Annotated in this window: 24 protein-coding genes; 4 read left to right on the top strand and 20 right to left on the bottom strand. The window is 64.3% G+C overall.

The window, feature by feature from the left end; genetic code table 11:
* Window position 1: 1 nt before the first annotated feature.
* The 20 genes from IVB23_RS29920 to motA form a co-directional block, all read right to left on the bottom strand.
* Complete coding sequence (locus tag IVB23_RS29920) at window positions 2-694, bottom strand: hypothetical protein (RefSeq protein ID WP_061877131.1); 693 nt, start codon at window positions 692-694, stop codon at window positions 2-4.
* Entirely contained in the window at window positions 691-2316 is a 1626-nt protein-coding gene (gene fliF, locus IVB23_RS29915; RefSeq protein ID WP_165935957.1) for a flagellar basal-body MS-ring/collar protein FliF, read from the bottom strand. Before fliF ends, IVB23_RS29920 begins: the two co-directional genes overlap by 4 nt.
* A gap of 305 nt (window positions 2317-2621) precedes the next feature.
* Window positions 2622-3536: a flagellin gene (locus IVB23_RS29910; protein ID WP_061877133.1), complete on the bottom strand. Its 915-nt coding sequence runs from the start codon at window positions 3534-3536 to the stop codon at window positions 2622-2624.
* Between the two features lie 277 nt (window positions 3537-3813).
* Window positions 3814-4722: a flagellin gene (locus IVB23_RS29905; RefSeq protein ID WP_061877134.1), complete on the bottom strand. Its 909-nt coding sequence runs from the start codon at window positions 4720-4722 to the stop codon at window positions 3814-3816.
* 265 nt (window positions 4723-4987) lie between these two features.
* Window positions 4988-5728: a flagellar type III secretion system pore protein FliP gene (gene fliP, locus IVB23_RS29900; protein ID WP_197968869.1), complete on the bottom strand. Its 741-nt coding sequence runs from the start codon at window positions 5726-5728 to the stop codon at window positions 4988-4990.
* Window positions 5725-6168, bottom strand: a complete 444-nt coding sequence (locus IVB23_RS29895; protein ID WP_247801002.1) for a flagellar basal body-associated FliL family protein — start codon at window positions 6166-6168, stop codon at window positions 5725-5727. Before IVB23_RS29895 ends, fliP begins: the two co-directional genes overlap by 4 nt.
* 42 nt (window positions 6169-6210) lie before the next feature.
* A complete protein-coding gene (gene flgH, locus IVB23_RS29890; protein ID WP_247801001.1) occupies window positions 6211-6918 on the bottom strand; it encodes a flagellar basal body L-ring protein FlgH in 708 nt (235 codons plus the stop codon).
* Window positions 6919-7689, bottom strand: a complete 771-nt coding sequence (locus IVB23_RS29885) for a MotE family protein (protein WP_247801000.1) — start codon at window positions 7687-7689, stop codon at window positions 6919-6921.
* A gap of 67 nt (window positions 7690-7756) precedes the next feature.
* Window positions 7757-8887, bottom strand: coding sequence for a flagellar basal body P-ring protein FlgI (gene flgI / locus IVB23_RS29880; protein WP_061877138.1), 1131 nt, complete (start codon window positions 8885-8887; stop codon window positions 7757-7759).
* The gene (gene flgA, locus IVB23_RS29875; protein ID WP_081494926.1) at window positions 8884-9360 is read right to left on the bottom strand and encodes a flagellar basal body P-ring formation chaperone FlgA; all 477 of its coding nucleotides are present in this window, start codon (window positions 9358-9360) and stop codon (window positions 8884-8886) included. The genes flgI and flgA overlap by 4 nt, the downstream gene beginning before the upstream one ends.
* Before the next feature lie 13 nt (window positions 9361-9373).
* Window positions 9374-10162 carry a flagellar basal-body rod protein FlgG gene (gene flgG / locus IVB23_RS29870; protein WP_035670189.1) on the bottom strand — a complete coding sequence of 263 codons (789 nt, stop codon included), beginning with the start codon at window positions 10160-10162 and terminating at the stop codon, window positions 9374-9376.
* An 18-nt stretch (window positions 10163-10180) separates the two neighbouring features.
* On the bottom strand, window positions 10181-10510 hold the full coding sequence (locus tag IVB23_RS29865) for a flagellar hook-basal body complex protein FliE (RefSeq protein ID WP_061877139.1): 330 nt from the start codon (window positions 10508-10510) through the stop codon (window positions 10181-10183).
* A gap of 2 nt (window positions 10511-10512) precedes the next feature.
* The gene (gene flgC / locus IVB23_RS29860; protein ID WP_035670180.1) at window positions 10513-10929 is read right to left on the bottom strand and encodes a flagellar basal body rod protein FlgC; all 417 of its coding nucleotides are present in this window, start codon (window positions 10927-10929) and stop codon (window positions 10513-10515) included.
* 11 nt (window positions 10930-10940) lie between these two features.
* Entirely contained in the window at window positions 10941-11342 is a 402-nt protein-coding gene (gene flgB, locus IVB23_RS29855; RefSeq protein ID WP_061877140.1) for a flagellar basal body rod protein FlgB, read from the bottom strand.
* A 66-nt stretch (window positions 11343-11408) separates the two neighbouring features.
* Window positions 11409-12494 (bottom strand): flagellar biosynthesis protein FlhB, encoded by a 1086-nt coding sequence (gene flhB, locus IVB23_RS29850; RefSeq protein ID WP_197968867.1) that lies wholly within the window; start codon window positions 12492-12494, stop codon window positions 11409-11411.
* A gap of 13 nt (window positions 12495-12507) precedes the next feature.
* Complete coding sequence (locus IVB23_RS29845; protein WP_035670173.1) at window positions 12508-13548, bottom strand: flagellar motor switch protein FliG; 1041 nt, start codon at window positions 13546-13548, stop codon at window positions 12508-12510.
* Between the two features lie 2 nt (window positions 13549-13550).
* Complete coding sequence (fliN, locus tag IVB23_RS29840) at window positions 13551-13925, bottom strand: flagellar motor switch protein FliN (RefSeq protein ID WP_061877142.1); 375 nt, start codon at window positions 13923-13925, stop codon at window positions 13551-13553.
* 76 nt (window positions 13926-14001) lie between these two features.
* Window positions 14002-14316, bottom strand: a complete 315-nt coding sequence (locus IVB23_RS29835) for a hypothetical protein (protein WP_061877143.1) — start codon at window positions 14314-14316, stop codon at window positions 14002-14004.
* Entirely contained in the window at window positions 14297-15238 is a 942-nt protein-coding gene (locus IVB23_RS29830; protein WP_061877144.1) for a FliM/FliN family flagellar motor switch protein, read from the bottom strand. Before IVB23_RS29830 ends, IVB23_RS29835 begins: the two co-directional genes overlap by 20 nt.
* Window positions 15235-16131: a flagellar motor stator protein MotA gene (gene motA, locus IVB23_RS29825; protein WP_247800999.1), complete on the bottom strand. Its 897-nt coding sequence runs from the start codon at window positions 16129-16131 to the stop codon at window positions 15235-15237. Before motA ends, IVB23_RS29830 begins: the two co-directional genes overlap by 4 nt.
* Window positions 16132-16273: 142 nt before the next feature.
* Here motA and IVB23_RS29820 point away from each other — a divergent pair, with 142 nt between their 5' ends.
* The 4 genes from IVB23_RS29820 to IVB23_RS29805 all read left to right on the top strand — a co-directional run bounded on the left by IVB23_RS29820 (window position 16274) and on the right by IVB23_RS29805 (window position 20680).
* Window positions 16274-17062: a DUF1217 domain-containing protein gene (locus tag IVB23_RS29820; RefSeq protein WP_061877146.1), complete on the top strand. Its 789-nt coding sequence runs from the start codon at window positions 16274-16276 to the stop codon at window positions 17060-17062.
* A gap of 3 nt (window positions 17063-17065) precedes the next feature.
* Window positions 17066-17794 (top strand): flagellar basal-body rod protein FlgF, encoded by a 729-nt coding sequence (gene flgF / locus IVB23_RS29815; RefSeq protein WP_061877147.1) that lies wholly within the window; start codon window positions 17066-17068, stop codon window positions 17792-17794.
* 102 nt (window positions 17795-17896) lie between these two features.
* Entirely contained in the window at window positions 17897-19237 is a 1341-nt protein-coding gene (gene fliI, locus IVB23_RS29810) for a flagellar protein export ATPase FliI (RefSeq protein ID WP_061877148.1), read from the top strand.
* 807 nt (window positions 19238-20044) lie between these two features.
* Window positions 20045-20680, top strand: coding sequence for a MarR family transcriptional regulator (locus tag IVB23_RS29805; protein ID WP_061877149.1), 636 nt, complete (start codon window positions 20045-20047; stop codon window positions 20678-20680).
* The last annotated feature ends 417 nt before the right edge of the window (window positions 20681-21097 follow it).

The following is a 21097-nucleotide window of genomic DNA, read 5'->3' as shown; positions in this document are numbered from 1 at the left end:
ACTACCGGCGCGCTTCCTTGAGGCGTTCACTCCAGGCGGAGATCTGTGTCTCGATCACGGTCTGGTCGGCCACGACGCGGACCTCGAAGGTGTCGGCGGCCTCGTACGCGATGCCGGTTCGCCTGGACGCCTCGAGCTGCGTCTTCACGAGGTCGAGCAGTTCGCTCGGGCCGGTGACCTTGAAGACCGGCACCGGTGAACCGCCGGTCAGCACCGCAATCTGCTCGACCAGCGACCCGATGGCCTTGTCGCGCACCGCCTCGGTGAGGAACGGCAGCAATATCCGCGCAACGGAGCTTGCGATGTTGCTCTCGATCTCCCGGCAGGCCGCCTCGAAGCCGCCGACGATCGCGACCGCCTGCTGGTCGGACCATTTGGCCCGTTCCTCTCCGAGCCGGATCGCACTGCGGACGCGCTCCTCCGCCAACTTGGCGTCGCCCTCCGCGACGCCCGCGGCATGGCCTCGCCGATAGGCATCGTCCAGGAGGTTGGCGGGCGGAGCTTCCGTCGCGGGCGGCGGAGGCGGCGCCTGTAGCTGCGGTTGCGGCTGGGGCTGCGGTTGAGGTTGCGGCTCGCGCCGGGCTTCCTTCGACCGCGTCAGTACGTCCTGGATTTTCGGCGACGGAGGCGGCGACGACTTGACCCGGCCATTCGCGTCGAACTGCGTCAGGAGTTTTCCGATTGCCGCGTTCATGCCGCCTCCTCACGTCGCATCCAGTCTTTAAGGATCGCAGCCGCCTGCATCTGATCGAGCCGGACGATCTGCTCCAGCCGCTTCTGCGGCGTTCGCTGCATCTTGCCTTCGAGGTCTTCGACGAGGTTGAGCTCGGCCTCCTCGCTGTCGGGCAACGCAAGGGCCGCCGCAGCCTCGATCTGGGCGGCCTCAGCCGCCTCGGCCTGCTCCTGCTCCGCGCGATGGGTCAGAATGCCGTTGACCGCGGGCCGGAGTCCGAACCAGACCAGCATCGCAGCAACCGCCAGGATCGTCACTGCATTGATGACGCTGCCGAGCTGCTTGTTGATCATTTCGACGAAGCTGATCGGGGGCACCGGCGCCAGCTCACGCGATCCCTCGATGAAGTCGACAGCCGTCACCTGGATCTGGTCGCCGCGCGTCTTGTCCAGTCCGCCCGCCGTCGCCGCAAGCTGACTGATCTCTGCAAGCTTGCTGTCGACGATGGCCTGGTTGCTCTTGTCGCCGAGATCGGCGACCAGCCGCGCGCGGTTGACCAGGACGGCGATGAAGAGCTTCTTGACCGAATAGCCGTCGCTTACCGTCGTCGTGGTCTTGGACGAGACCTCGAAATTGGTGACGTCCTCGCGGCGGCTCTTGTCCTCGCTGGAGTTCTTGCCGCCGCCGGCATTCACCTGCTGGTCGGGAAGGTTCTGCTGCACCGTGGTCGGCGTCGAGCGGTCGGCGTTCTGCGACGATTCCTTCTCGCGTACGTTCCGGACCGAACGTTCGGCGCGGCTCTCGGGATCATAGACCGTCTCGTTGATCTGCCGCTTGTCGGTGGAGAGCTGCGGTGCAACGCTCACCTCGAAATTGTCGAGGCCGAGATAGGGCGTCAGCGCCTTGCGGATATTCTCCTGCACCATGCCGCCGACCGTCTTCTGAAGGCTGGCCATCTTGGTCGGCGCGGCGCTCGCCTCGTCCTCTTCGGCGAGCAGCATCGATCCGTCGGCGTCCAGCACCGTCACCTTGTCACGGCTCATGCCGGGGATGGCGGCGGCGACGAGATGACGGATCGACTGCGCCGTGCGCGCCTCGATCGCGCCGTCGGTGCGCAGCACGACCGAGGCCGATGGCGGCTGCTGCGTCGCGCGGAACGAGCCGCGGACCGGCAGCACGATATGCACCCGCGCCGCCTTCACGCCCTTCATCAGTTGCACCGTGCGTGCAATCTCGCCCTCCAGTGCGCGGAGCTTGGTGACCTCCTGCATGAACGACGTCAGGCCGAGCGAGCCGATCTTGTCGAACAGCTCGTAACCGGAGTTGGCGCTGGTCGGCAGCCCCTTCTCGGCAAGCAGCATCCGCGCCTGCATGGTCTGGCTCGGGCGCACCGAGACCGCATCGCCGGCGGAATTGACGTCGAAGGTGATGTTCTGCTCGCGCAGCGCCGCGCCTATGCGTGTCACATCTTCGCGGCTGAGGCCGGTATAGAGCGTTTCGAACTCGGGGCGGCTGAGATAATAGGTACCGCCGACGACGGTGACGAGAACGGCAAAGCCGATCAGTCCCAAGGCCATCAGGCGTCGCGGCCCAAGCTCCAGCAGATTGTTGAGCAGTTGCTGTACCTGCGCACGACTGAGCATATGACCTCGTACCAATGCGAACGTACAGGACACTCAGCTGCCAACCTTGTCTGAAGGTTGCGCGATGCCGCGAATGTGTCAGTTCGCTGGCGAGGCGTTGCAATTTTGCAGGAAACCAGCACGACGCAATCGGTTCGGCGGCCGCAAGCCGGCGCTCGGGCGCATGGCAGCGCTATCGGCTGCGGCTTATTGCATGAAGTCTGGCGTCGGAAGGTCGATACCGGCGTGTCGTGTGCCGTCGCATCCGCCGATCATGGCGGGGACCGTGCTCCCTGAGGGAGCACGGTCGTTTTCGAGAGCGCCGCTTAGCCGCGGAACAGCGACAGGATGCTCTGGCTGTTCTGGTTGGCGATCGAGAGCGCCTGAACGCCGAGCTGCTGCTGGGTCTGCAGAGCCTGGAGACGGGTCGATTCCGCGTTCATGTCGGCGTCGACGAGCTGGCCGACACCGCGGTCAACGGAGTCCATCAGGGTCTTGACGAACTCCGAGTTGGTCGAGATGCGGTTCTTGACCGCGCCGAGATCGGCAGCGGCCGAGCTCACCGAGTTGATCGCCGCGGTGACCTGCGCGATATAGGTATCGAGCGTGGTCTGGTCGGCGGCCGAGTCGGTCAGCGCGGAGATGTTGATCGTGTCGACCGACGCACTGCCGGCCACGGTGTCCAGAATGCCGGTCTGCGTGGTCGAGTAGAGCGTGTAGTTGGCCGTCGTCACCGTGATGGAGCCGATGGTGGGCGTGCCGCCGACACGCGAATACGACGATACGAGATTGAAGCTCGTCGGAGTGGTACCGGTCGTCGTGCTCAGCCAGTTGATGCCGTTGAAGGTGGCCGAATTGGCCTTGAGCTTCATATCCTGCTGGATCTGGGTGATGTCGGCCTGGATCTTGGTGCGGTCGATACCCGCGGTCTTGGCTTCGACCAGCAGCGCCTGCAGCTTGGTCAGGCCGGATTCCTTGTCACCGATCACCGAGGTCAGAGCGGTATATTCGGTGTCCACGGTCGCGGCCGACAGACCGAGCGAGTCGGAGACGGCGGAGAGCGCGGCGTTGTCGGAGCGCATCGACGTCGCGATCGACCAGTAGGCGGCGTTGTCCGAAGCGGTGGCCACGCGCTGGCCGGTGGAGATCCGGTTCTGGGTGGTGGCGAGTTGCGCGCTGACAGACCGCAGGGTCTGGAGCGCGGTCATGGCGGAGGAGTTGGTGAGGAGACTAGAACCCATTTTGATGTCCCTTTGAAGATTGAATCGAGCTTGGGGGACATACCGGGCTTGCACCGGTACGACAGGGCGGCGTCATGCCTTTGGGCTTCCCGCAATCGCGGGTTCAAGGCCCAATCTGTCGTAGCGGCGAGGTTAGCGAGCGAAGCTTGTGCGAGGCTTGTGGCGCTGTGCTCCAGCGGCAACAGGGAGCGGAAATGACGCCGTGCGCGTGGCGTCACGCCCCAACGAAAGGGCCGCGCTTCGCGAGAAGCGCGGCCCTCCTTGGATGACTTCCGTCTTAGCGGAACAGCGACAGGATGCTCTGGCTGCTGTTGTTGGCGATCGAGAGCGCCTGCACGCCGAGCTGCTGCTGGACCTGCAGGGCGGCCAGGCGGGTCGATTCCGCGTTCATGTCGGCGTCGACGAGCTGGCCGACACCGCGGTCAACCGAGTCCATCAGCGACTTCACGAAGTTTGTGTTGGTCGAGATACGGTTCTTGACGGCACCGAGATTGGCAGCGGCCGAGGCCACCGAGTTGATCGCGGTCGTGACCTGCGCGATGTAGCCATCGAGCGTGGTCTGGTCGGCGGCCGAGTCGGTCAGCGCGGAGATGTTGATGGTGTCGACCGACGCACTGCCGGCCACGGTGTCCAGAATGCCGGTCTGCGTGGTCGAGTAGAGCGTGTAGTCGGCCGTCGTCACCGTGATCGAGCCGATGGTGGGCGTGCCGCCAACGCGCGAGTAGGACGACACCAGGCTGAAGCTCGTCGGTGTGGTACCAGTCGTGGTGCTCAGCCAGTTGATGCCGTTGAAGGTCGCCGAGTTGGCCTTCAGCTTCATGTCCTGCTGGATCTGGGTGATGTCCGCCTGGATCTTGGTGCGGTCGATACCGGCAGTCTTGGACTGGACCAGCAGCGCCTGGAGCTTGGTCAGACCCGAGTCCTTGTCGCCGATCACCGAGGTCAGAGCGGTATATTCGGTGTCGACGGTCGCGGCCGACAGGCCGAGCGAGTCGGAAACGGCGGAGAGCGCGGCGTTGTCGGCGCGCATCGACGTCGCAATCGACCAATAGGCGGCGTTGTCCGAAGCGGTGGCCACGCGCTGGCCGGTCGAGATCCGGTTCTGCGTGGTGGAGAGTTGCGAACTCACAGACCGCAGGGTCTGGAGTGCGGTCATGGCAGTCGAGTTCGTAAGCAGGCTTGACATTGCGAATGTCCCTTTTTTGTACGCGATACATTTTCACGAGGGGACATACCGGGCTTTCACCGGTACGGAGGGGCGGCATCATGCCTTTGGACTGATGTGGGTGGGGTCCAACCCGCCGTGCCGCATTGCTAGCACGCCGAATCTTGCCTCCAGATTAAGGTCGGATAGAATTTCGCTGTAAAATCATATGGTTAACATTACCCGACGCTAACCATATCCCGCGCCTGTCGCTTAACCATATCCAGCCGGTCAGCGATCTCGGCTCTTACGAGAACGAGCGTACCAGTCCGGAGGCCAGCAGGTTCCAGCCGTCGATCAGCACGAAGAACAGCATCTTGAACGGCAGCGCGAGGATTGTCGGCGGCATCATCATCATGCCCATCGACATGGTCAGCGTCGCCACGATCATGTCGATCACCAGGAACGGCAGGATGATGAGGAATCCGATCTCGAACGAGCGCCTGAGCTCGGAGATCATGAAGGCCGGAATGATGACGCGCAGATCGACGCGCTTGTCGTCGAACTTCTTGCGGAAGCTTTCCGCGGCGAGCGCTTCGAAGGTCTGGAGATCCTTGTCGCGGACATGTGCCAGCATGAACTCGCGGAACGGATCGGTGATCTTCAGATAGGCTTGCTCTTCGGAGATCTCGTTCTTCATCAGCGGCTGGACGCCGGTCTCCCAGGCCCTATCGAAGGTCGGTGCCATGACGTAGAAGGTCATGAACAACGCGAGACTGATCAGTACGAGGTTGGCAGGCGTGGTCTGCAGGCCGAGACCGGCGCGCAGGAACGACAACGCCACCGCAAATCGCGTGAAGCTCGTCACCATGATGAGCAGCCCCGGCGCCACCGACAGCACCGTGATCAGCGCCATCAGCTGGATGATGCGGCCGCTGGTCGAGCCGTTTCCCGGCGGCAACAGGGAATTCAGGTCCGGAATCTGGGCCAGCGCCACTTCGGGCAGCACGACCAGGGCCAATGCGAGCAGCAGGACTTTCACTCTCACTGGATCACCAGCGTCTCGATGATCAATTCGCGGACCTTGCCCGACGAGCGGATGTTGGCACGCTCGGTCAGGTCTTCACGCAGATGCTGGAGCCCGCGCGATCCCTCGAACTGCGCAACCGTCGCCGACCGCAGATAGGTCACGATGTCCTCGCTGATGTGGGCGGCCAGAATGCCGGCATCCTCGTCGCTCATGCTATCGGTCACCATCGAGGCTTCGATGCGCGCCCAGTTGTTGGCCGGCGCGGCAAGATTGGTCACGATCGGAGACAGTTTCCTGAGCCGCGCGCTGCCGGCGTAGCTCGAGGCGATCGGCGGCGGCGTGTCGCTCTTCTTCGCATCGGCAACGCGCTCGGCGGTCGCGATCAGATGCAGGCCGGCAAGGGCGCCTGCGCCGACCGCGATCAGGGTCAGCACGACGATGGCGGCAATCAGGCGCATGGCGTCCCCCGCGATCACGACGCGACCCGACCGGCGCGGGACTCAGAATGGTGCCACGGCATCATAGATCCGGTGTCCCCATCCAGGCTGCTGCACGTCCGACAGATTTCCGCGCCCGCCATAGGACACGCGCGCCTCGGCGATCTTGTCGTAGGAGATCGTGTTGGTTCGCGAGATGTCGCGCGGACGTACGATGCCGCCGACGTTGAGCACGCGCATCTCCGTGTTGACGCGAAATTCCTGCGAGCCGCTGATCATCATGTTGCCGTTCGGCAGCACGTCGGTAACGATGGCCGCGATCGACAGCTTGATGTCCTCGGTGCGATCGATCTGGCCGTTGCCCTTGATCTGGGTATTGGTGTTGAGGTTGGCGTTGGCTTGGCCAGTGTCGTTCCAGCCTGCGACGTTCATCAGCCAGTCGAGCCCGAACTTGACCTGAGAATCGCGGGAGCGATCGGTCTTGTTGTCGAGCTTGGCCTTGTCCTGCATCGAGATGATCACCGTCACGACGTCACCGGTGCGCCGGGCCCGAGGATCGCGGTAGAGATCGGTGCCGTCGTCCCAGGTCGAGCGATAGCTGACAGGCGTGCGCATGCGCGGCGTCACCGGGATCGGATCGGCCTGCATCCTCAGGCCGCTGCCGACGGGCGACATTTGCGGGCCGATCAGGATTTCGGCCGGGTCATGGTAGCATCCGGCCAGGACCACGGACACCAGCAGGAATGAGGGGATGAGGATCGGCTTGTTCATCTATTTGGTCTTTCCGTCATCCACGCGACGCATGCCGCCGAGCAGGTCGGCGAGGTGGGCCGCGCGCGCCGTATCCATCTCGTTGAAGATCGCGCTCGAGTTCCTCGGGCTGAGCTTGGCGAGCACCGCGGCGGCGGTCTCGTCGCTCATGCCGGCGATCTGGGTCGCCGCGGCCTCGGGCTTCATGCGCGAATAGATCTCGACCATGCTCGCTTCGGCCTTCTTCAGGAAGTCGTCGCGCAGCGCCATCCACTTCTCGTATTCGGCGCGCTTGGCCTCGACTTCGGCAATGCGCTCGCGCAACTGGCTCTCGGCCTTCTCCAGCTCCTTGAGCTGCCAGGCCAGCCTTGCGTCGACGGCGGGATCGGCGACGTTGCTGCAGAACAGGGCGATTTCGTTGTCCGGGGCCGGCGCAGCCTGCGGCGGCGCAGGCTTCGGCGGCGCCGTGACGCTGCCGGGCCTGGCCGGGCGGACCGGTGCGGGCGCAGGCGCGGGTATCGGGGTCTCGGAAGCCGGCATCGCCCCGGTGACCGCGGGTCCCGACTCCTCGGCCGCCCATGCCGTCGCCCGGATCGGAGCACTCTCGCCGGAACCCGGGGCGGCCGGCACCTGTGGCTTCTGCGGTCCCTCCGCGCGGGCGCGCGCGAAGGAGAGCAGGTTGAGCGGCTTCGACGGCCTGACCTCGTCCAGCGCCAGCACGGGCGATGCGCTCGCGAGCATTGAGGCCGCGGCCAGCAGGAGGAGTTTGGCTTTGTGATCCAGCTTCAGCATCGGGCCGCGTGCGATTCTCGGTCGAGACTTGAGCATTGAGCGACCAAGCTTGCACGACGCTTATGCATCATTGCACGATGACGTCGGCCTGGAGCGCACCTGCCGTCTTGATCGCCTGGAGGATCGCGATGATCCCCGATGGCTTCAGGCCGATCTGGTTCAGCCCGCGCACCAGGCGCTGGAGATCGACCCCGCTCAGGATCGCCACCTGCGCTCCCGCCTCGTTGGCCTCGACCACCGTCTGCGGGACGACCACCGTCTGCCCTCGCGAGAACGGCGCCGGCTGCGACACGACCGGCATCTCCGTGACACGAACCGTCAGATTGCCGTGGGTCACGGCAACGGTCGATATCCGCACGTCGCGCCCGATCACGACCGTGCCGGTGCGCTCGTTGATCACGACCCGCGCCGGCGTATCCGGCTCGACCGTCAGTTCGCCGATCTCGGCCAGGAAACGGACAGGACCGATGTGGCGCGGCTTCGACAGCACGATGGTGCGGAAGTCGCGCTCGAAGGCGATCTGCGCGCGGTAGCGTCCACCGGCGTATCGGTTGATGGCGTCGAGGATGCGCGTCGCGGTGACGAAGTCGGGGTTCTTCAGCTCCAGCACCAGGAACTCCATCTCGCGGAGACTTCCCTGCACCTCGCGCTCGACCAGCGCACCGTTCGGGATGCGCCCGGCCGTCGGCGTACCCTGGCTGACATTCTGCGCCTGGCCTCCGACGCTGTAGCCGGCCACCGTGATCGCGCCCTGCGCCACCGCGTAGACGGCGCCGTCCGCGGCGCGCAGCGACGTCATGACCAGCGTGCCGCCGAGCAGCGACGTCGCATCGCCGAGCGACGACACGGTGACGTCCATGCGCTCGCCGGGCCCGATCGATGGCGGCAGGTCCGCGGTCACCATCACCGCCGCGACGTTGCGCGTGCGCAGCGTCGTCGGACGCGGGGGATTGTTGGTGCTGGTGGTCTCGTTCCTGACGTTGATGCCCATGTTCTCGAGCATCGATTGTAGGGACTGCTCCGTGAACGGCGCGTTGCGAAGCGTGTCGCCGGTGCCGTTCAGGCCGATGACGAGACCGTAGCCGACGATCTGGTTCTCGCGCAAACCCTTGATGTCCGCGATGTCCTTGACGCGGACGGCAGCCTGGGCGCTGACGACCGACATGAGCAGGACGAGCGCAAGCAGGAGTCTTGTCATGACCCGTCCACGACCTTGACGGTGCCGTCCGGCTGGACGACGCCCCTGATGATCACCCCGGTATCCGTATTGCGTACCGGGATGAGCGCGCCGGCCGCACCCGACTGCATCGCCGAACCGTAGGTGACGATGGAGAGGCCGCTGTCTTCGACCACCACCTTGACCGTGGCGCCGCGGGCGACGGTCCAGGGGTCTTCCACCGCATTGGTCGGAATGGGCTGGCCCGGAAACAGAGCGCGCCGCGCCATGCGGCCGACCAGGACCTGACGGCCCTCGATGAACATGGCGACACCGAGCAGGCTCGGCGCGAAGGCGCGTTCGGTGATCATCTCCTCCCGGATCAGCTCGCCGGCGCGGATCGAGACGGCCGGCACGGGAAGCCGCTTCTCCTCGGCCGCAGCGCCGCGCGCCGCGACGAGAACCAGCAGCACGGCGGCCAACCCGCGCATGATCAGGCCCACCCTGTTCAACATCGAGACACCGGAACTAGCGCATGCCCTTCGAGACCGTCTGGGCCATTTCATCCGAGGCCTGGATGACCTTGGCATTCATTTCGTAGGCGCGCTGCGCCGAGATCAACTCGGTGATTTCCTTGACCGGATCGACGTTGGAGGCTTCGAGCCATTTCTGGTTGATCTTGCCGTAGCCGGCATCGCCGGGCAGCCCGACCACCGGGGTGCCGGACGCGGTGGTCTCGCGATAGAGATTTCCGCCCAACGGCTCCAGGCCCGCTTCATTGGCAAAGTTGGCGAGGTTGAGCTGCCCGATCTGCCGCGGGTTCACTTCCGTATCCAGCTTGGCGAACACCTGGCCGGTGGCGTTGACCGTGACCTCGACCGTCCCCTGCGGCACGGTGATCGCGGGATCCAGGAGATAGCCGTCGATCGTGACGAGCTGAGCGTTGGCATTGGTATTGAACGAGCCCGCGCGGGTGTATTGCACCTCGTTGTTGGGGCCGAGCACCTGAAACCAGCCGCGACCGTTGATCGCGAGGTCGTAGGGGTTGCCGGTCTGGGTCAGCGCGCCCTGGATGTGCAGCTTGCGGATCGCCGCCGACTTGACGCCGAGGCCGAGATTGGCGCCTTCCGGGATCGGCGAGGAGCCGTTGACGTTCGCGACGCCCTGCATGCGGTCCATCTGGTAGAACAGGTCGGTGAACTCCGCGCGCGCCCGCTTGTACGAGGTCGAGTTGATATTGGCGATGTTGTTCGCGATGACTTCGATGTTGGTCTGCTGGGCGTTCATGCCCGTGGCCGCAATGGCGAGCGATTTCACTTATTTCATTCCTTCAGGTCAGATCGACATCCGAACGACTTCCTGGTAGGCCTGCACGACCTTGTCGCGAACCGCGACCGCGGTCTGCAGGGCCTGCTCGGCCGACATCAGCGCCTCCACGACGCGACGCGTCGATTCCTTGCCCTGCATCGCCGAGATCGACGCCGCCTCGCCCGCCTTCAGCGTCCCGATCGCGTCGGTCGTCACCTGCTTCATCACGGATTCGAAGCCGAAATCGTCACCGGTCTGGATCGCCGTGGTCGCCGCGGGCGAGACAGCCTGCGTCTCGGTCGCGCGGGTCGCCGCCTGGCCGGCGGATATCGCCGTGGATGAAATCGCCTCAAGCATTGTCAGCTCCTCAGAAGATCGATGGTCATGCCGAGCATTGATCTCACCTGCTTCACGACCTGAAGATTGGCTTCATAGGACCGGTTGACTTCCCGCATGTCGGCCATTTCGATCATCATGTTGACGTTGGGCAGCTTGACGTAGCCGGCCTTGTCGGCAGCGGGATGTCCCGGATCGTACTCCACGCGATACGGCGTGGTGTCGACCCCGATCTCCTTGACCTTCGCGAGCTGCGCGCCCGAGGCCCGGTCCATCGCGGCATCGAAGGTGATGGTCTTGCGCTGATACGGATCGGCGCCGGCAATGCGCCCGGTCGAGGTGGCGTTCGCGAGATTCTCCGAGACGATGCGCATGCGCGTCGACTGCGCTTCGAGCCCCGAACTCGCGACCGTCAACGAAGCTTGCAGTGAGTCCAGCATGTCAGTTCACCTCAGGCTTTTGCGCTCGACAGAACCATGCGGTGGAACGACCGCACGATCGCCGAGTTCATCGAATAGTCGCGATTGACGTCGCTGCCCTTGATCATTTCCTGCTCGAGACTGACGGAGTTGCCGGAGTGAACCACCTCCCAGCTGTCCTTCTTCGCGGTCGCCCGCGTGTCGGTCTCGGTCGCGGACAATTGCATGTGCGACGGCGACGTCGTCGCAAGCCTGACCGGCATGCCGTCGAGCACCTTGTTGAACGGCTCGACGTCGCGCGCCCGAAAGCCCGGCGTGTTGGCGTTGGCGACGTTCGTGGCGATAGTCGACTGGCGGAGTTCGAGGTACCGCGCCTGCGACGATGCGAGTTCGAAGAGATAAAGCGGTCCCACGACAGCCCCATTCTGGTCCATTCGAAGGAAGCTTAGGGCGTCAAGCTTTCGTCAGGCTGATGAGGCAGACACCATCCTCAGAAAATTCTACTGGACCTTCTCCGGCCGCGGCGTCTGCTTGGACTGGAGGAAGTAGATGATCTCGGCGACGGGTCGGAAGAATTCGGCCGGAATCACCTGATCGACCTGGACCGCCTCGTAGAGCGCGCGCGCCAGTGCCTTGTTCTCGATGACGGGGATTCGGTTCTGCTCGGCAACCTCACGGATCTTCAATGCGATCACGTCCATGCCCTTGGCTACGACGAGCGGGGCGGCATTTTCCTCGCGCTTGTAGCGCAGCGCGATCGCGAAATGCGTCGGGTTCGCGATCACCAGCGTCGCGCGCGAGGCCGAGGCGATCATGCGCTGGCGCGAACGGTCGCGCGCCAGCGAGCGTAGCCGCGCCTTGATCAGCGGATCGCCTTCCGCCTGCTTGTGCTCGTCCTTGATCTCCTGCTTCGTCATGCGCAGCTCGCGCCGCCAGTGAAAGCGCGCCCAGGCGAGATCGATCGCCACCAGGACGATGGTCGCGATGCAGATCGCCGAGACGATCCGCATCGCGATGTTGAGAATCATCTCCGGCAGCGCGACCGGATCGGTATACATCGCCTCGAACGCTCTCGCTTCGGACGAGCGCAGCACGAAGGCGACGACGGCGCTCACCGCGCCAAGCTTGAACAGCGACTTGGCGAACTCGATCAGGCCCTGCGTCCCGAACAACCGGCTCCAGCCGCTGATCGGGGAGATCCGGTTCAAGTCCGGCTTGATGCGCGTGAGCACCACGCGCGGAGCGTTTTGCAGCAGCGAGGCGGCGAGCCCGAACACCACCAGGATGACGACCAGCGGCACCAGGAACCGGAGCGCCTGGAGTCCGACCACGGTGAGCAGGTTCTGCGCGTCTGCGCCCGTGCTGAGCGGGAAGCCCTCGGGATCGTCGAGGAGGCTCTTCAGCGTCGGCGTCAATTGCTGCACGCCCTGGCCGATCAGGAAGGCCTGGATCACCATCAGCGCGGCCATCGAGGCGAATATGGAGGCCTCCCGAGAGACCGGAATCTTGCCCTGCTCGAGCGCATCACGGACTTTCTTCTCGGTCGGCTCTTCTGTCTTGCTCTCCGGATCGGATGTTTCTGCCATGCCCGTTCAGCGGTCAGCGGAAGACCAGCTCATCCTCCTGCTCGGGGTTGAGCTCGATTTCGCCCTTCTCCGCCAGCTCGAGCGCAAGATCGGTGATCACGCGTCGCGCCTCCAGCACGTCGCGCTGGTTCGATGGCTCTCCAATGGCGAGCTCGTGCTCGACGACGCGGCGGACGCGCGAGGCGACCGAGGACAGGATCAGCTCGCGGAAATGCTTGTCGGTGCCCTTGAGCGCGACGACGATGCGATCGGTCGGCACCTGGTCGAAGATCATGGTGCGCGCCTTCGGTGTCAGGTTGACCACGTCGTCGAAGGTGAACAGCAGTTCCTTCAGCACTTCGGCCGACTTCGGCCGCTTCTCCGACAGGCTCTTCAGCATGTCCTCGATATGACCGCGCTCCATCTTGTTGATGATGTCGGCGACGCGGGCGTAGGTGTCGGCACCGAGGTTGCGGGCAAAGTTCAGCGTCAGATCCTCGTGCAGCGTCTTCTCGATGATGCGCATGGCGTCGTCGACGATCGGCTTGAGGCTCAGAACGCGCCGCATCAGTTCGTTGCGCAGGCTCGAGGGCAGCTGGCTCATCACCTTGGCGGCGCAGGCCGGCTTGACCTTGGACAGGATCAGCGCCGCCGTCTGCGGATGCTCCTTGGACAGGTAGCTCGCGAGCGAGTTTTCAGACACCGACGAGACGCGGTCCCATACCGACCGGCTCGAATTGCCGAGCAGATCCGACATGATCTGCGAGACCTGGTCGGCCGGAAGCACGTCGCCGAGCACGGCTTCCAGGCCGCCGAGGGTGCCCAGGATGTTGGCGCCCATCGAGAACTGCTGGGCGAACTCCTCGACGATTCCCTCGAGCTCCTGCGCGGTGATCGGCCGCAGCTCCGCCGCCGCCTTGGTGACGATGCGGATCTCCTGCGGCTCGAACTGCTGCAGCACGCTCGCCGCCGCCTGCCGGCCCATCGCCAGCAGGAGCGCGGCAACCTTTTCCGTGCCGCCCAGCGTGGTAACACCTCGCTGCTTGGCTGGCGCGATGCCGACCGGTGCCGCCATGATCAGGTATCACCTTGGCCCAGCGGACCAACAATCTCCGTGAGCGAGACGCCGAAGCGGGAATTGTCCTCTTCGACGACGACCACCTCGCCGCGGGCGACGATGCGGCCGTTGACGACGACATCGACGGGCTCTCCGACCCGGTGATCGAGCGGAACCACCGCGCCGCGGCCGAGCTTCATCAGGTTCGCCACCGGAATGGTCGCCGAGCCGAGCACCACTTGCATGGTGACGGGGATCCGCAGGATGGCGTCGATATTGGCGAACTTGCCGGTCTCCTCGGCCGTGCGTTGGGCGATCTCCGCCAGCCGCTCGAGGGGAGACGTTTCGGCCTCTGCCGATGCGGGTGCAGATTCATAGTCGAAGGATTGCGCCATCTGGTATCGCCTCTTGGTATGTCCGCTGCCGGAGCGCCGCGGCGCTCCCGTCGTAATCGTCCTGCCGGCTTCGCCTTCAATGCTTGTTCAAGTCGGCGCCGCCTGCGGTCGCGGCGGGTGCGAGGCCGCTTCTGGCATCGAGCGCCGCGATCGCCTCGTGGGCCTGATCGATCTTCGTGCTCAGCACGTTGGCGAGCCGTCCGAGATTTGCGGTGGAATCGTGCGCCGCCGTGATGACCGTGTCGAAGGCGCCCGCCGTCTCGTGCACGATGGTCGAGAATTCGCCCTGATAGCTGCGCAGCCGCGCCAGCTCGCGGTGCATCCTTGTCACCCGCATGCTGGTGAAGGCGAGCGCAACCAACAGCACGGCATCAACGAGATAGGATATCATCGACGAACTCCCGTTTCTGGTCGACCGGATCTGCCACCTGCATGGCGTAATAGCCGTCAAGCTGGCCGATCTGACACCAGAACAGTACCTGATTGTTGCTTTCGAGACGGGCCAGCGTGCGTGGCGTGGCTTCGAGCTCGAGCACCTGCCCGACCTGGAACTTCACGACGTCGCCGAGAGACACCGTCTTCTCATCGAGCACCGCGCTGAGCGTCACCTCGGTCCGGTGGACCTCGCTCTCCATCTGCTCGCGCCAGCGTGGGTCGGCCGCGCGACCGTCGCTGACCACGACATGAGCAAGCTTCTGCCGGAGCGGATTGAGCGCGGAGTGCGGGATGATGAGGAACATCTGGCCGCCGCGGTAGAGCGCCTGCAGCATGATGTTCGCGCAGATCGACATGTTGCCGCTTCGCCCGATCGCCAGCGAAGCCATCGCCGTCTCGACCCGCTCCACGCGAAAGGTGACGTTCGAAGTGCCGGCAAAGGCGGATTGCAGCGCCTTGGCAAACCGTTCGAACAGTGCCTGCACCAGGCGGAGCTCGATATTGGAGAAAGAGCGCTCGACGTCGAGCGGCGGCTCGGCGCCGTCGGAGCCGAACATCGCCTCGACCATGGTGAACACGAAGTCACGGTCGAGCATGATGATGATGCGGGAGTCCCACTGCTCGGCATAGAGCACCGCCGCGACCGCGTTGGCCTCGTAGTCCTTGATGATGTCGCCGACGCGGTCGTTGGTGATGCCGTTGACCGAGAAATAGCAGGGTGTTCCAGCCATCGGCTGGAGACTGTCGGTACACGATGCCGCCATGCGATCGAAGATCACATTGAGCATCGGCATACGATCGATCGATATGCCGGCGGCGTCCAGCAGGTAGTTCGGCAGCTGCTTGCGCTGATCCACTTCAGCGTCTTCCATCATCATGCGCGCGCCGCCTTGGGTTCGGCCTCGGCCGCGACCGGCTTGGGACCGGCGATGGTCTCGTTCTCGACGACGTCGATCGACGGCCGCTCCGTGCTCGCGATCATCTTGCGGCCGTGCTCGACCGCGATCTGCGGCATGGCGCCGTTCATGAACGCCAGCAGCGTCTGCTTGACGATGATGTAGGGCCGGCACTTCTTCTCGCGCGTCATCTTGATCTTGATCGCGAAGGGCGAAAGCACGCCATAGGACAGGAAGATGCCGGCAAAGGTGCCGACCAGGGCAGCGCCGATGAAGCCGCCCAGCAGCTTCGGCGACTGGTCGAGCGCGCCCATGGCCTTGATGACGCCGAGCACGGCGGCGACGATACCGAGCGCCGGCAGCGCCTCGGACACCGTCACCAGCGCATGATAGGGCGCCAGCTTACCTTTCACGATGGTATGGATCTCCTCGTCCATCAGCGCTTCGATCTCGTGCGTGCGCGCATTGCCCATGATGATGAGGCGGACGTAGTCGCAGATGAACTGGAGCAGCGAAGGATCGCCGAGCACGCTCGGAAACGCCTTGAAGATCTCGGAGGACGAGGGATCGTCGATATGCGCCTCGACCTCGTTGCGCCCCTTGCCCCGCAGCTCGCGCATCAGGGCATGCAGCGCTCCCAGCAGGTCGAGATAGTAACGTTGCCCCGGCACCGCGTTGGTGATGGCCTGCATGCAGGCGACGCCCGTGTCCACGACCGTCTTCCAGGGATTGGCCACGATGAAGGTGCCGACCGCGGTGCCCATGATGATCACGAACTCCCACGGCTGCATGAGCACGGCCAGATGCCCGCCCATGGCTGCAAAGCCGCCGAGCAGTGCCGCTACCGTGATGAAAATCCCCACGAAACTGCCCAACGCGCCGCTCCATCGCCGATCCCATCGGGAATATCTAGTCGGCCACGCTTGCGCGAGGCTGGCTTCTTCGTCGCCAGCCTCGCGCAAGCAATTCGCGGCAGTTTGAGGCGAAGCCGCAACAGCGGCCAGAGGGGCGCGCGTCATGCTATCCACCATCGCAGACTACACCCGACTGACCAAGGACATGGGCAAGTCGCTGACGCAGGTCGCACAGCAGCCGGACGTCAGCCGAGAGACCGACTATTTCCTCAGCCATATCGGCAACGTGAAGACGATCGACGACTTCCTGAAGGACTATCGTCTCTATTCCTACGCGATGAAGGCCTACGGCCTCAGCGACATGACCTATGCCAAGGCGTTCATGCGCAAGGTGCTGACCGAGGGCGTTGCGAGCAAGGACGCCTTCGCCAACAAGCTGACCGACACCCGCTATCGGCAATTCGCGACCGCCTTCAATTTCGCCGCCCTCGGCGACAAGGCAACGCAGACCACAGCAGCCACGACCGGCACCGCGACCCAATACGTCACGCAGACGATGGAGGAGAAGGCCGGCGATCAGAACGAAGGCCTGCGCCTGGCGCTATATTTCACCCGCAAGGCTTCCACGATCACGACCCCCTACCAGATCCTCGCCGACAAGGCGCTGACGCAGGTGGTGCAGACTGCAATGGGCTGGTCGTCGACCATCAGCTCGTCCGACATCGATGCTCAGGCCAAGATGATCACGGACAAGATCGATCTCGCCGATTTCCAGGACCCGGCCAAGGTCACCAAATTCGTGCAGCGCTTTGCGGCGATGTGGGACGCGACCCAGGCCCAGAACGACACCTCGACCAACCCCGCGCTGGTCCTGATCGCCGGCGCCGCGACGTCGATCAACATGGATACCAACATGCTCACGACACTTCAGAACATCAAGTTCAACAGGTAAGTCATGCAATCGGCTCTCTATGTGGGATTGTCGGCGCAGGTCGCGCTCGAAAAGCGCCTCCAGACGATCGCCAACAACGTCGCCAACGTCAACACGGCGGCGTTCCGCACCGACGTGGTGAAGTTCGAGACCGTGCTCTCCAAGGCGGGCCCGACGCCGGTGGCGTTCTCCTCGCCCGGCGACAACATCATCTCCCGAGAGATGGGCAGCATCACCGAGAGCGGCAACCCGCTCGACGTCGCCGTGGTCGGACAGGGCTGGATCGCCTTCGCCGGTCCGAACGGCACGGTCTACACGCGCGACGGCCGCCTCCAGATCGCTCCCAACGGCGACCTTCAGACCGTGAGCGGCTTCCCCGTCGTCGATTCCGGCGGCGCGCAGATCACGCTCGACCCCAACGGCGGACCGGTCTCAATCGCGCGTAGCGGCGCGATCACCCAGGACAACAACGAGATCGGCACTATCGGCCTGTTCAACATTCCGCCCGACGCCAATCTCGAACGCTACGGCAATTCCGGCGTGACGCCCGACCGGCCTGCCACCGCCATCGCCGATTTCTCCCGGGACGGCTTCAAGCAGGGCTATGTCGAGGGCTCCGGCGCCAATCCGATGCTTGAATTGACGCGGTTGATCTCGGCCTCGCGCGCCTTCGACGGCACCAACTCGATGATCGAGGGCACCGAGAGCTCGCTCCAGAACGCGATCCGGACACTCGGCGAACCCGGCAAGTAGACTGCGCCTCGTGCTTTAGGTTGTTGTTTAAGCATGATCTTTTCGGAAAACCGCTGCGCACTTTTCCGGATCATGCTTCAGGATTGAGGTTGGACGGTTTCCTTGAACGCTCTTCGGCAACTCGAGTGGGCGCTGCTGGAGCTTCAGCAGAGCACTCCCCTGGCAAGCGTCAGCGGCGCGATCTCCGAGATCGCACCGACGCATTTCCGCGTCTCCGGCCTGTCGCGCTTCGTCAGGCTCGGCGAGCTCATCGGCGTCAATTCGGCCGGAAAGCGCCAGATCGGCGAGGTGGTGCGGATCGACAGCGACGGCATCGTTGCCAAGCCGTTCGACCGGCAATTTGCCGGCGGGCTCGGCTCGGTCGCCTACCGGATGCCGCCTCTGTCCTTCGCGCCCGATCCGAGCTGGAAGGGCCGCGTCATCAACGCCCTCGGCACACCGCTGGACGGACAGGGCCCCCTCATCCAGGGACCCCAGGCGGTCTCGGCGGAAGCGGAGGCGCCGTCGGCCATGAAGCGCGCTCGCGTCCACAAGCCGCTGCGCACCGGCGTACGCGTCATCGACCTGTTTTCGCCGATCTGCGCTGGCCAGCGCGTCGGCATCTTCGCCGGCTCCGGCGTTGGCAAATCGACGCTGCTTGCGATGCTCGCCCGCAGCCAGGGCTTCGACACCGTCGTGCTGGCCCTGGTCGGCGAGCGCGGCCGCGAGGTGCGCGAGTTCATCGAGGACGTGCTGGGCACCGACCGTCACCGCGCCGTCACCATCGTGTCGACGGGCGACGAAAGCCCGATGATGCGGCGGCTGGCGCCGAAGACGGCCATGGCGGTCGCCGAATATTTCCGTGACCGGGGCGAATCGGTCCTGCTCATGGTCGATTCGATCACCCGTTTCGCCCATGCGGCCCGCGAGGTCGCGCTCGCCGCCGGCGAGCCCGCGGTCGCGCGCGGCTACGCACCGACGGTCTTCACCGATCTGCCGCGTCTCCTGGAGCGCGCCGGTCCAGGCGAGGAGGGATCCGGCACGATTACCGGGATTTTCTCCGTGCTGGTCGACGGCGACGATCACAACGAGCCGATCGCCGACACCATCCGCAGCACGCTCGATGGGCACATCGTGCTCTCCAGGCACATCGCCGACCAAGCGCGCTATCCGGCCGTCGACGTTCTGGCGTCGGTCTCACGCCTCGCCCACAACGTGTGGGACCCCGAGGAGCGCGAATTGGTGAGCAAGCTGCGCGCCATGATCGCGCAATACGAGGACACGCGCGATCTTCGCTTGATGGGCGGATATCAGTCGGGACGTGATTCGGGTCTCGATCAGGCGGTCGACATGGTTCCGAGAATCTACAACGCGATGCGGCAAGGCGCTTCGGCTCCGCCGAGCGCCGATCCGTTCCGCGAGCTCCGGGACATGCTCAAGGGTGACCAGCGAACGGAAGGGTGAGGCGGCATAGAGGCGTCTGTCGCCCGTCCTGCTCGTGGTTTTCGACAGGAGATTGCGCATGGCGTTGCGCTTCCCGCGCATGCGTTCCCAGATCCATCACCGATTTCCGTCATGAGCCCGTCACCGTTCGGGTGAGCACCGCGCGGCGCCGCGGTGCAAGCGATCCAGCGCGACGATTCTGCGAACACGGCGACGACAACCGCCACGTGCAATTCCTCTGAGTTCCCTCGAGCGATTCTCCGCCGGAACGCACAAGTTGTGGATGATGTGCCGACACACATCATCGTCGTGCACAAGCTTCGGTCAATTTGCGTCGACGACAGACAACAACATGCCGCGCAATCAGCCGCTCGCAAAGTCGGGCGCATGTTGCTCGTCGAGTAGCGCATTGCGTTCACCATCATGTGTCCCGAAGAGCGCGATTGTCTTGAACGTTAAAGTCGCTTACGACGACATCCAGTCTCAGCGAGCGTCTTGACTTGATTTTGTTGAGAAGCTCATTCATCGTTTCGCTCGAGTATAAGAAACGTCTGCCTGCGACTTGAACTTTTGGGGGCTTCGGTTGAACCACTCCGATCCACCGTCTGCCGGTGACGGCAATCCGGGCTCCCGCGCGACGACGACGCTGCTGGCATGCCATCGACGCAGCCTCTCGTTCCGAGGGACGCGTTCCGCAACGGTCAAGGTGCGGCGCGTTACGGTCCGTGCCTTTGAACGAGAGTTCCGCACGACAGGCTCGTCGCACACTCTGGGCGCAGAGCGGCTCCGCGACGCCGCAGACAAAGTTCCGGGGACGAGGTAGATTCCATGCCGTTGGCGCGAGAAGCCGTCGAGCTGCTGGTTCAGGCGGCGAGGGCTTGGTATTTCGAAGGCGATCAGCATGGATTGCGCGATCGGGAGTGGATGGCGCTGCGCTTTCTCGGCCGCGCCAACAGATTTTCGCGCACCCCGTCCGCGCTGGCCGGCTTCATCGGCGCCACCCGAGCGACTGCATCGCAGATCGTGAAGACTCTGGAGGGCAAGTCCTTTCTGGTGCGAAAGCCGTCGCATGAGGACAAGCGTTCTGTCGTCCTGCACGTCACCGCCCAGGGCGAGAAATGCCTGAGCCAGCACGACCCGATCAATCACGTGGTGAATGCGGTCACTTCGCTCGGCACCGACGAGTGCATCAGGTTGCGCGACTCTCTCCGCGAGATCCTCAATCACCTCGATGCAGCCCATCAGCGGCTCAATGCCAGTATCTGCCGGGACTGCATGTTTCTCGCAGAGCGCGGTCCGGGCACCGGCAAGGGACGTGCAACGGTTGAATTCATGTGCCGGCTCTATCGTGCGCCGGTCTCGCTCGAGGAGACCGAGCTGCTCTGCACCAGTTTCGAGCGCACGCGCGACCGCCCCAAGATCGAGCAGCATCTCGACTCCGCGCGCGTGGCGAGCCGGGGCTAATGCGGACGACCCGACCGCAGCCTGGGATGACGACCCAAGACTTGCGGAAGATCCTGCAGCGGAAGAATCTCTTAGACGCGCACGTGTCCCTCCCGGGAGCACGTCGGCATTGCGAGCGCAGCGAAGCAGATCCGGTGTGTTTTCCCTGGAGGGATTCCAAAGTTTCATCCAGCGCGCGTCTGCTCCTCAAGCCTGGTTCCAACTCGCAATTGCGGAGCACAGGTGCCATCGCAGCCCCAACACCGCATCTCAACTTGCAGACATGCCTTCGCCTTCTCGCGGCAGAATTCGCCCGAGCTTTGCTTCGTCGCTCCACCCTCTCGAGCCAAGAGGGCACAGGGAAGGCCGGGTGCCGGCTCGCACCCGCGGTCTGCTGCGCATAGAGCACACGCAGAAAACCGCACAGCAGCATACAGG

The organism is Bradyrhizobium sp. 191 (genome assembly GCF_023100985.1).
Taxonomy (GTDB): domain Bacteria; phylum Pseudomonadota; class Alphaproteobacteria; order Rhizobiales; family Xanthobacteraceae; genus Bradyrhizobium; species Bradyrhizobium diversitatis.
This window is presented reverse-complemented; position numbering and strand designations above follow the sequence as displayed.

Bases quoted from the DNA above. Each gene is read 5' to 3' on its own strand.
- IVB23_RS29920 (WP_061877131.1), bottom strand. From the start codon at position 694: ATGAACGCGGCAATCGGAAAACTCCTGACGCAGTTCGACGCGAATGGC.
- fliF (WP_165935957.1), bottom strand. From the start codon at position 2,316: ATGCTCAGTCGTGCGCAGGTACAGCAACTGCTCAACAATCTGCTGGAG.
- IVB23_RS29910 (WP_061877133.1), bottom strand. From the start codon at position 3,536: ATGGGTTCTAGTCTCCTCACCAACTCCTCCGCCATGACCGCGCTCCAG.
- IVB23_RS29905 (WP_061877134.1), bottom strand. From the start codon at position 4,722: ATGTCAAGCCTGCTTACGAACTCGACTGCCATGACCGCACTCCAGACC.
- IVB23_RS29895 (WP_247801002.1), bottom strand. From the start codon at position 6,168: ATGCGCCTGATTGCCGCCATCGTCGTGCTGACCCTGATCGCGGTCGGC.
- flgH (WP_247801001.1), bottom strand. From the start codon at position 6,918: ATGAACAAGCCGATCCTCATCCCCTCATTCCTGCTGGTGTCCGTGGTC.
- IVB23_RS29885 (WP_247801000.1), bottom strand. From the start codon at position 7,689: ATGCTGAAGCTGGATCACAAAGCCAAACTCCTCCTGCTGGCCGCGGCC.
- flgI (WP_061877138.1), bottom strand. From the start codon at position 8,887: ATGACAAGACTCCTGCTTGCGCTCGTCCTGCTCATGTCGGTCGTCAGC.
- flgA (WP_081494926.1), bottom strand. From the start codon at position 9,360: ATGTTGAACAGGGTGGGCCTGATCATGCGCGGGTTGGCCGCCGTGCTG.
- IVB23_RS29865 (WP_061877139.1), bottom strand. From the start codon at position 10,510: ATGCTTGAGGCGATTTCATCCACGGCGATATCCGCCGGCCAGGCGGCG.
- flgC (WP_035670180.1), bottom strand. From the start codon at position 10,929: ATGCTGGACTCACTGCAAGCTTCGTTGACGGTCGCGAGTTCGGGGCTC.
- flgB (WP_061877140.1), bottom strand. From the start codon at position 11,342: ATGGACCAGAATGGGGCTGTCGTGGGACCGCTTTATCTCTTCGAACTC.
- flhB (WP_197968867.1), bottom strand. From the start codon at position 12,494: ATGGCAGAAACATCCGATCCGGAGAGCAAGACAGAAGAGCCGACCGAG.
- IVB23_RS29845 (WP_035670173.1), bottom strand. From the start codon at position 13,548: ATGGCGGCACCGGTCGGCATCGCGCCAGCCAAGCAGCGAGGTGTTACC.
- fliN (WP_061877142.1), bottom strand. From the start codon at position 13,925: ATGGCGCAATCCTTCGACTATGAATCTGCACCCGCATCGGCAGAGGCC.
- IVB23_RS29835 (WP_061877143.1), bottom strand. From the start codon at position 14,316: ATGATATCCTATCTCGTTGATGCCGTGCTGTTGGTTGCGCTCGCCTTC.
- IVB23_RS29830 (WP_061877144.1), bottom strand. From the start codon at position 15,238: ATGATGATGGAAGACGCTGAAGTGGATCAGCGCAAGCAGCTGCCGAAC.
- IVB23_RS29820 (WP_061877146.1), top strand. From the start codon at position 16,274: ATGCTATCCACCATCGCAGACTACACCCGACTGACCAAGGACATGGGC.
- flgF (WP_061877147.1), top strand. From the start codon at position 17,066: ATGCAATCGGCTCTCTATGTGGGATTGTCGGCGCAGGTCGCGCTCGAA.
- IVB23_RS29805 (WP_061877149.1), top strand. From the start codon at position 20,045: ATGCCGTTGGCGCGAGAAGCCGTCGAGCTGCTGGTTCAGGCGGCGAGG.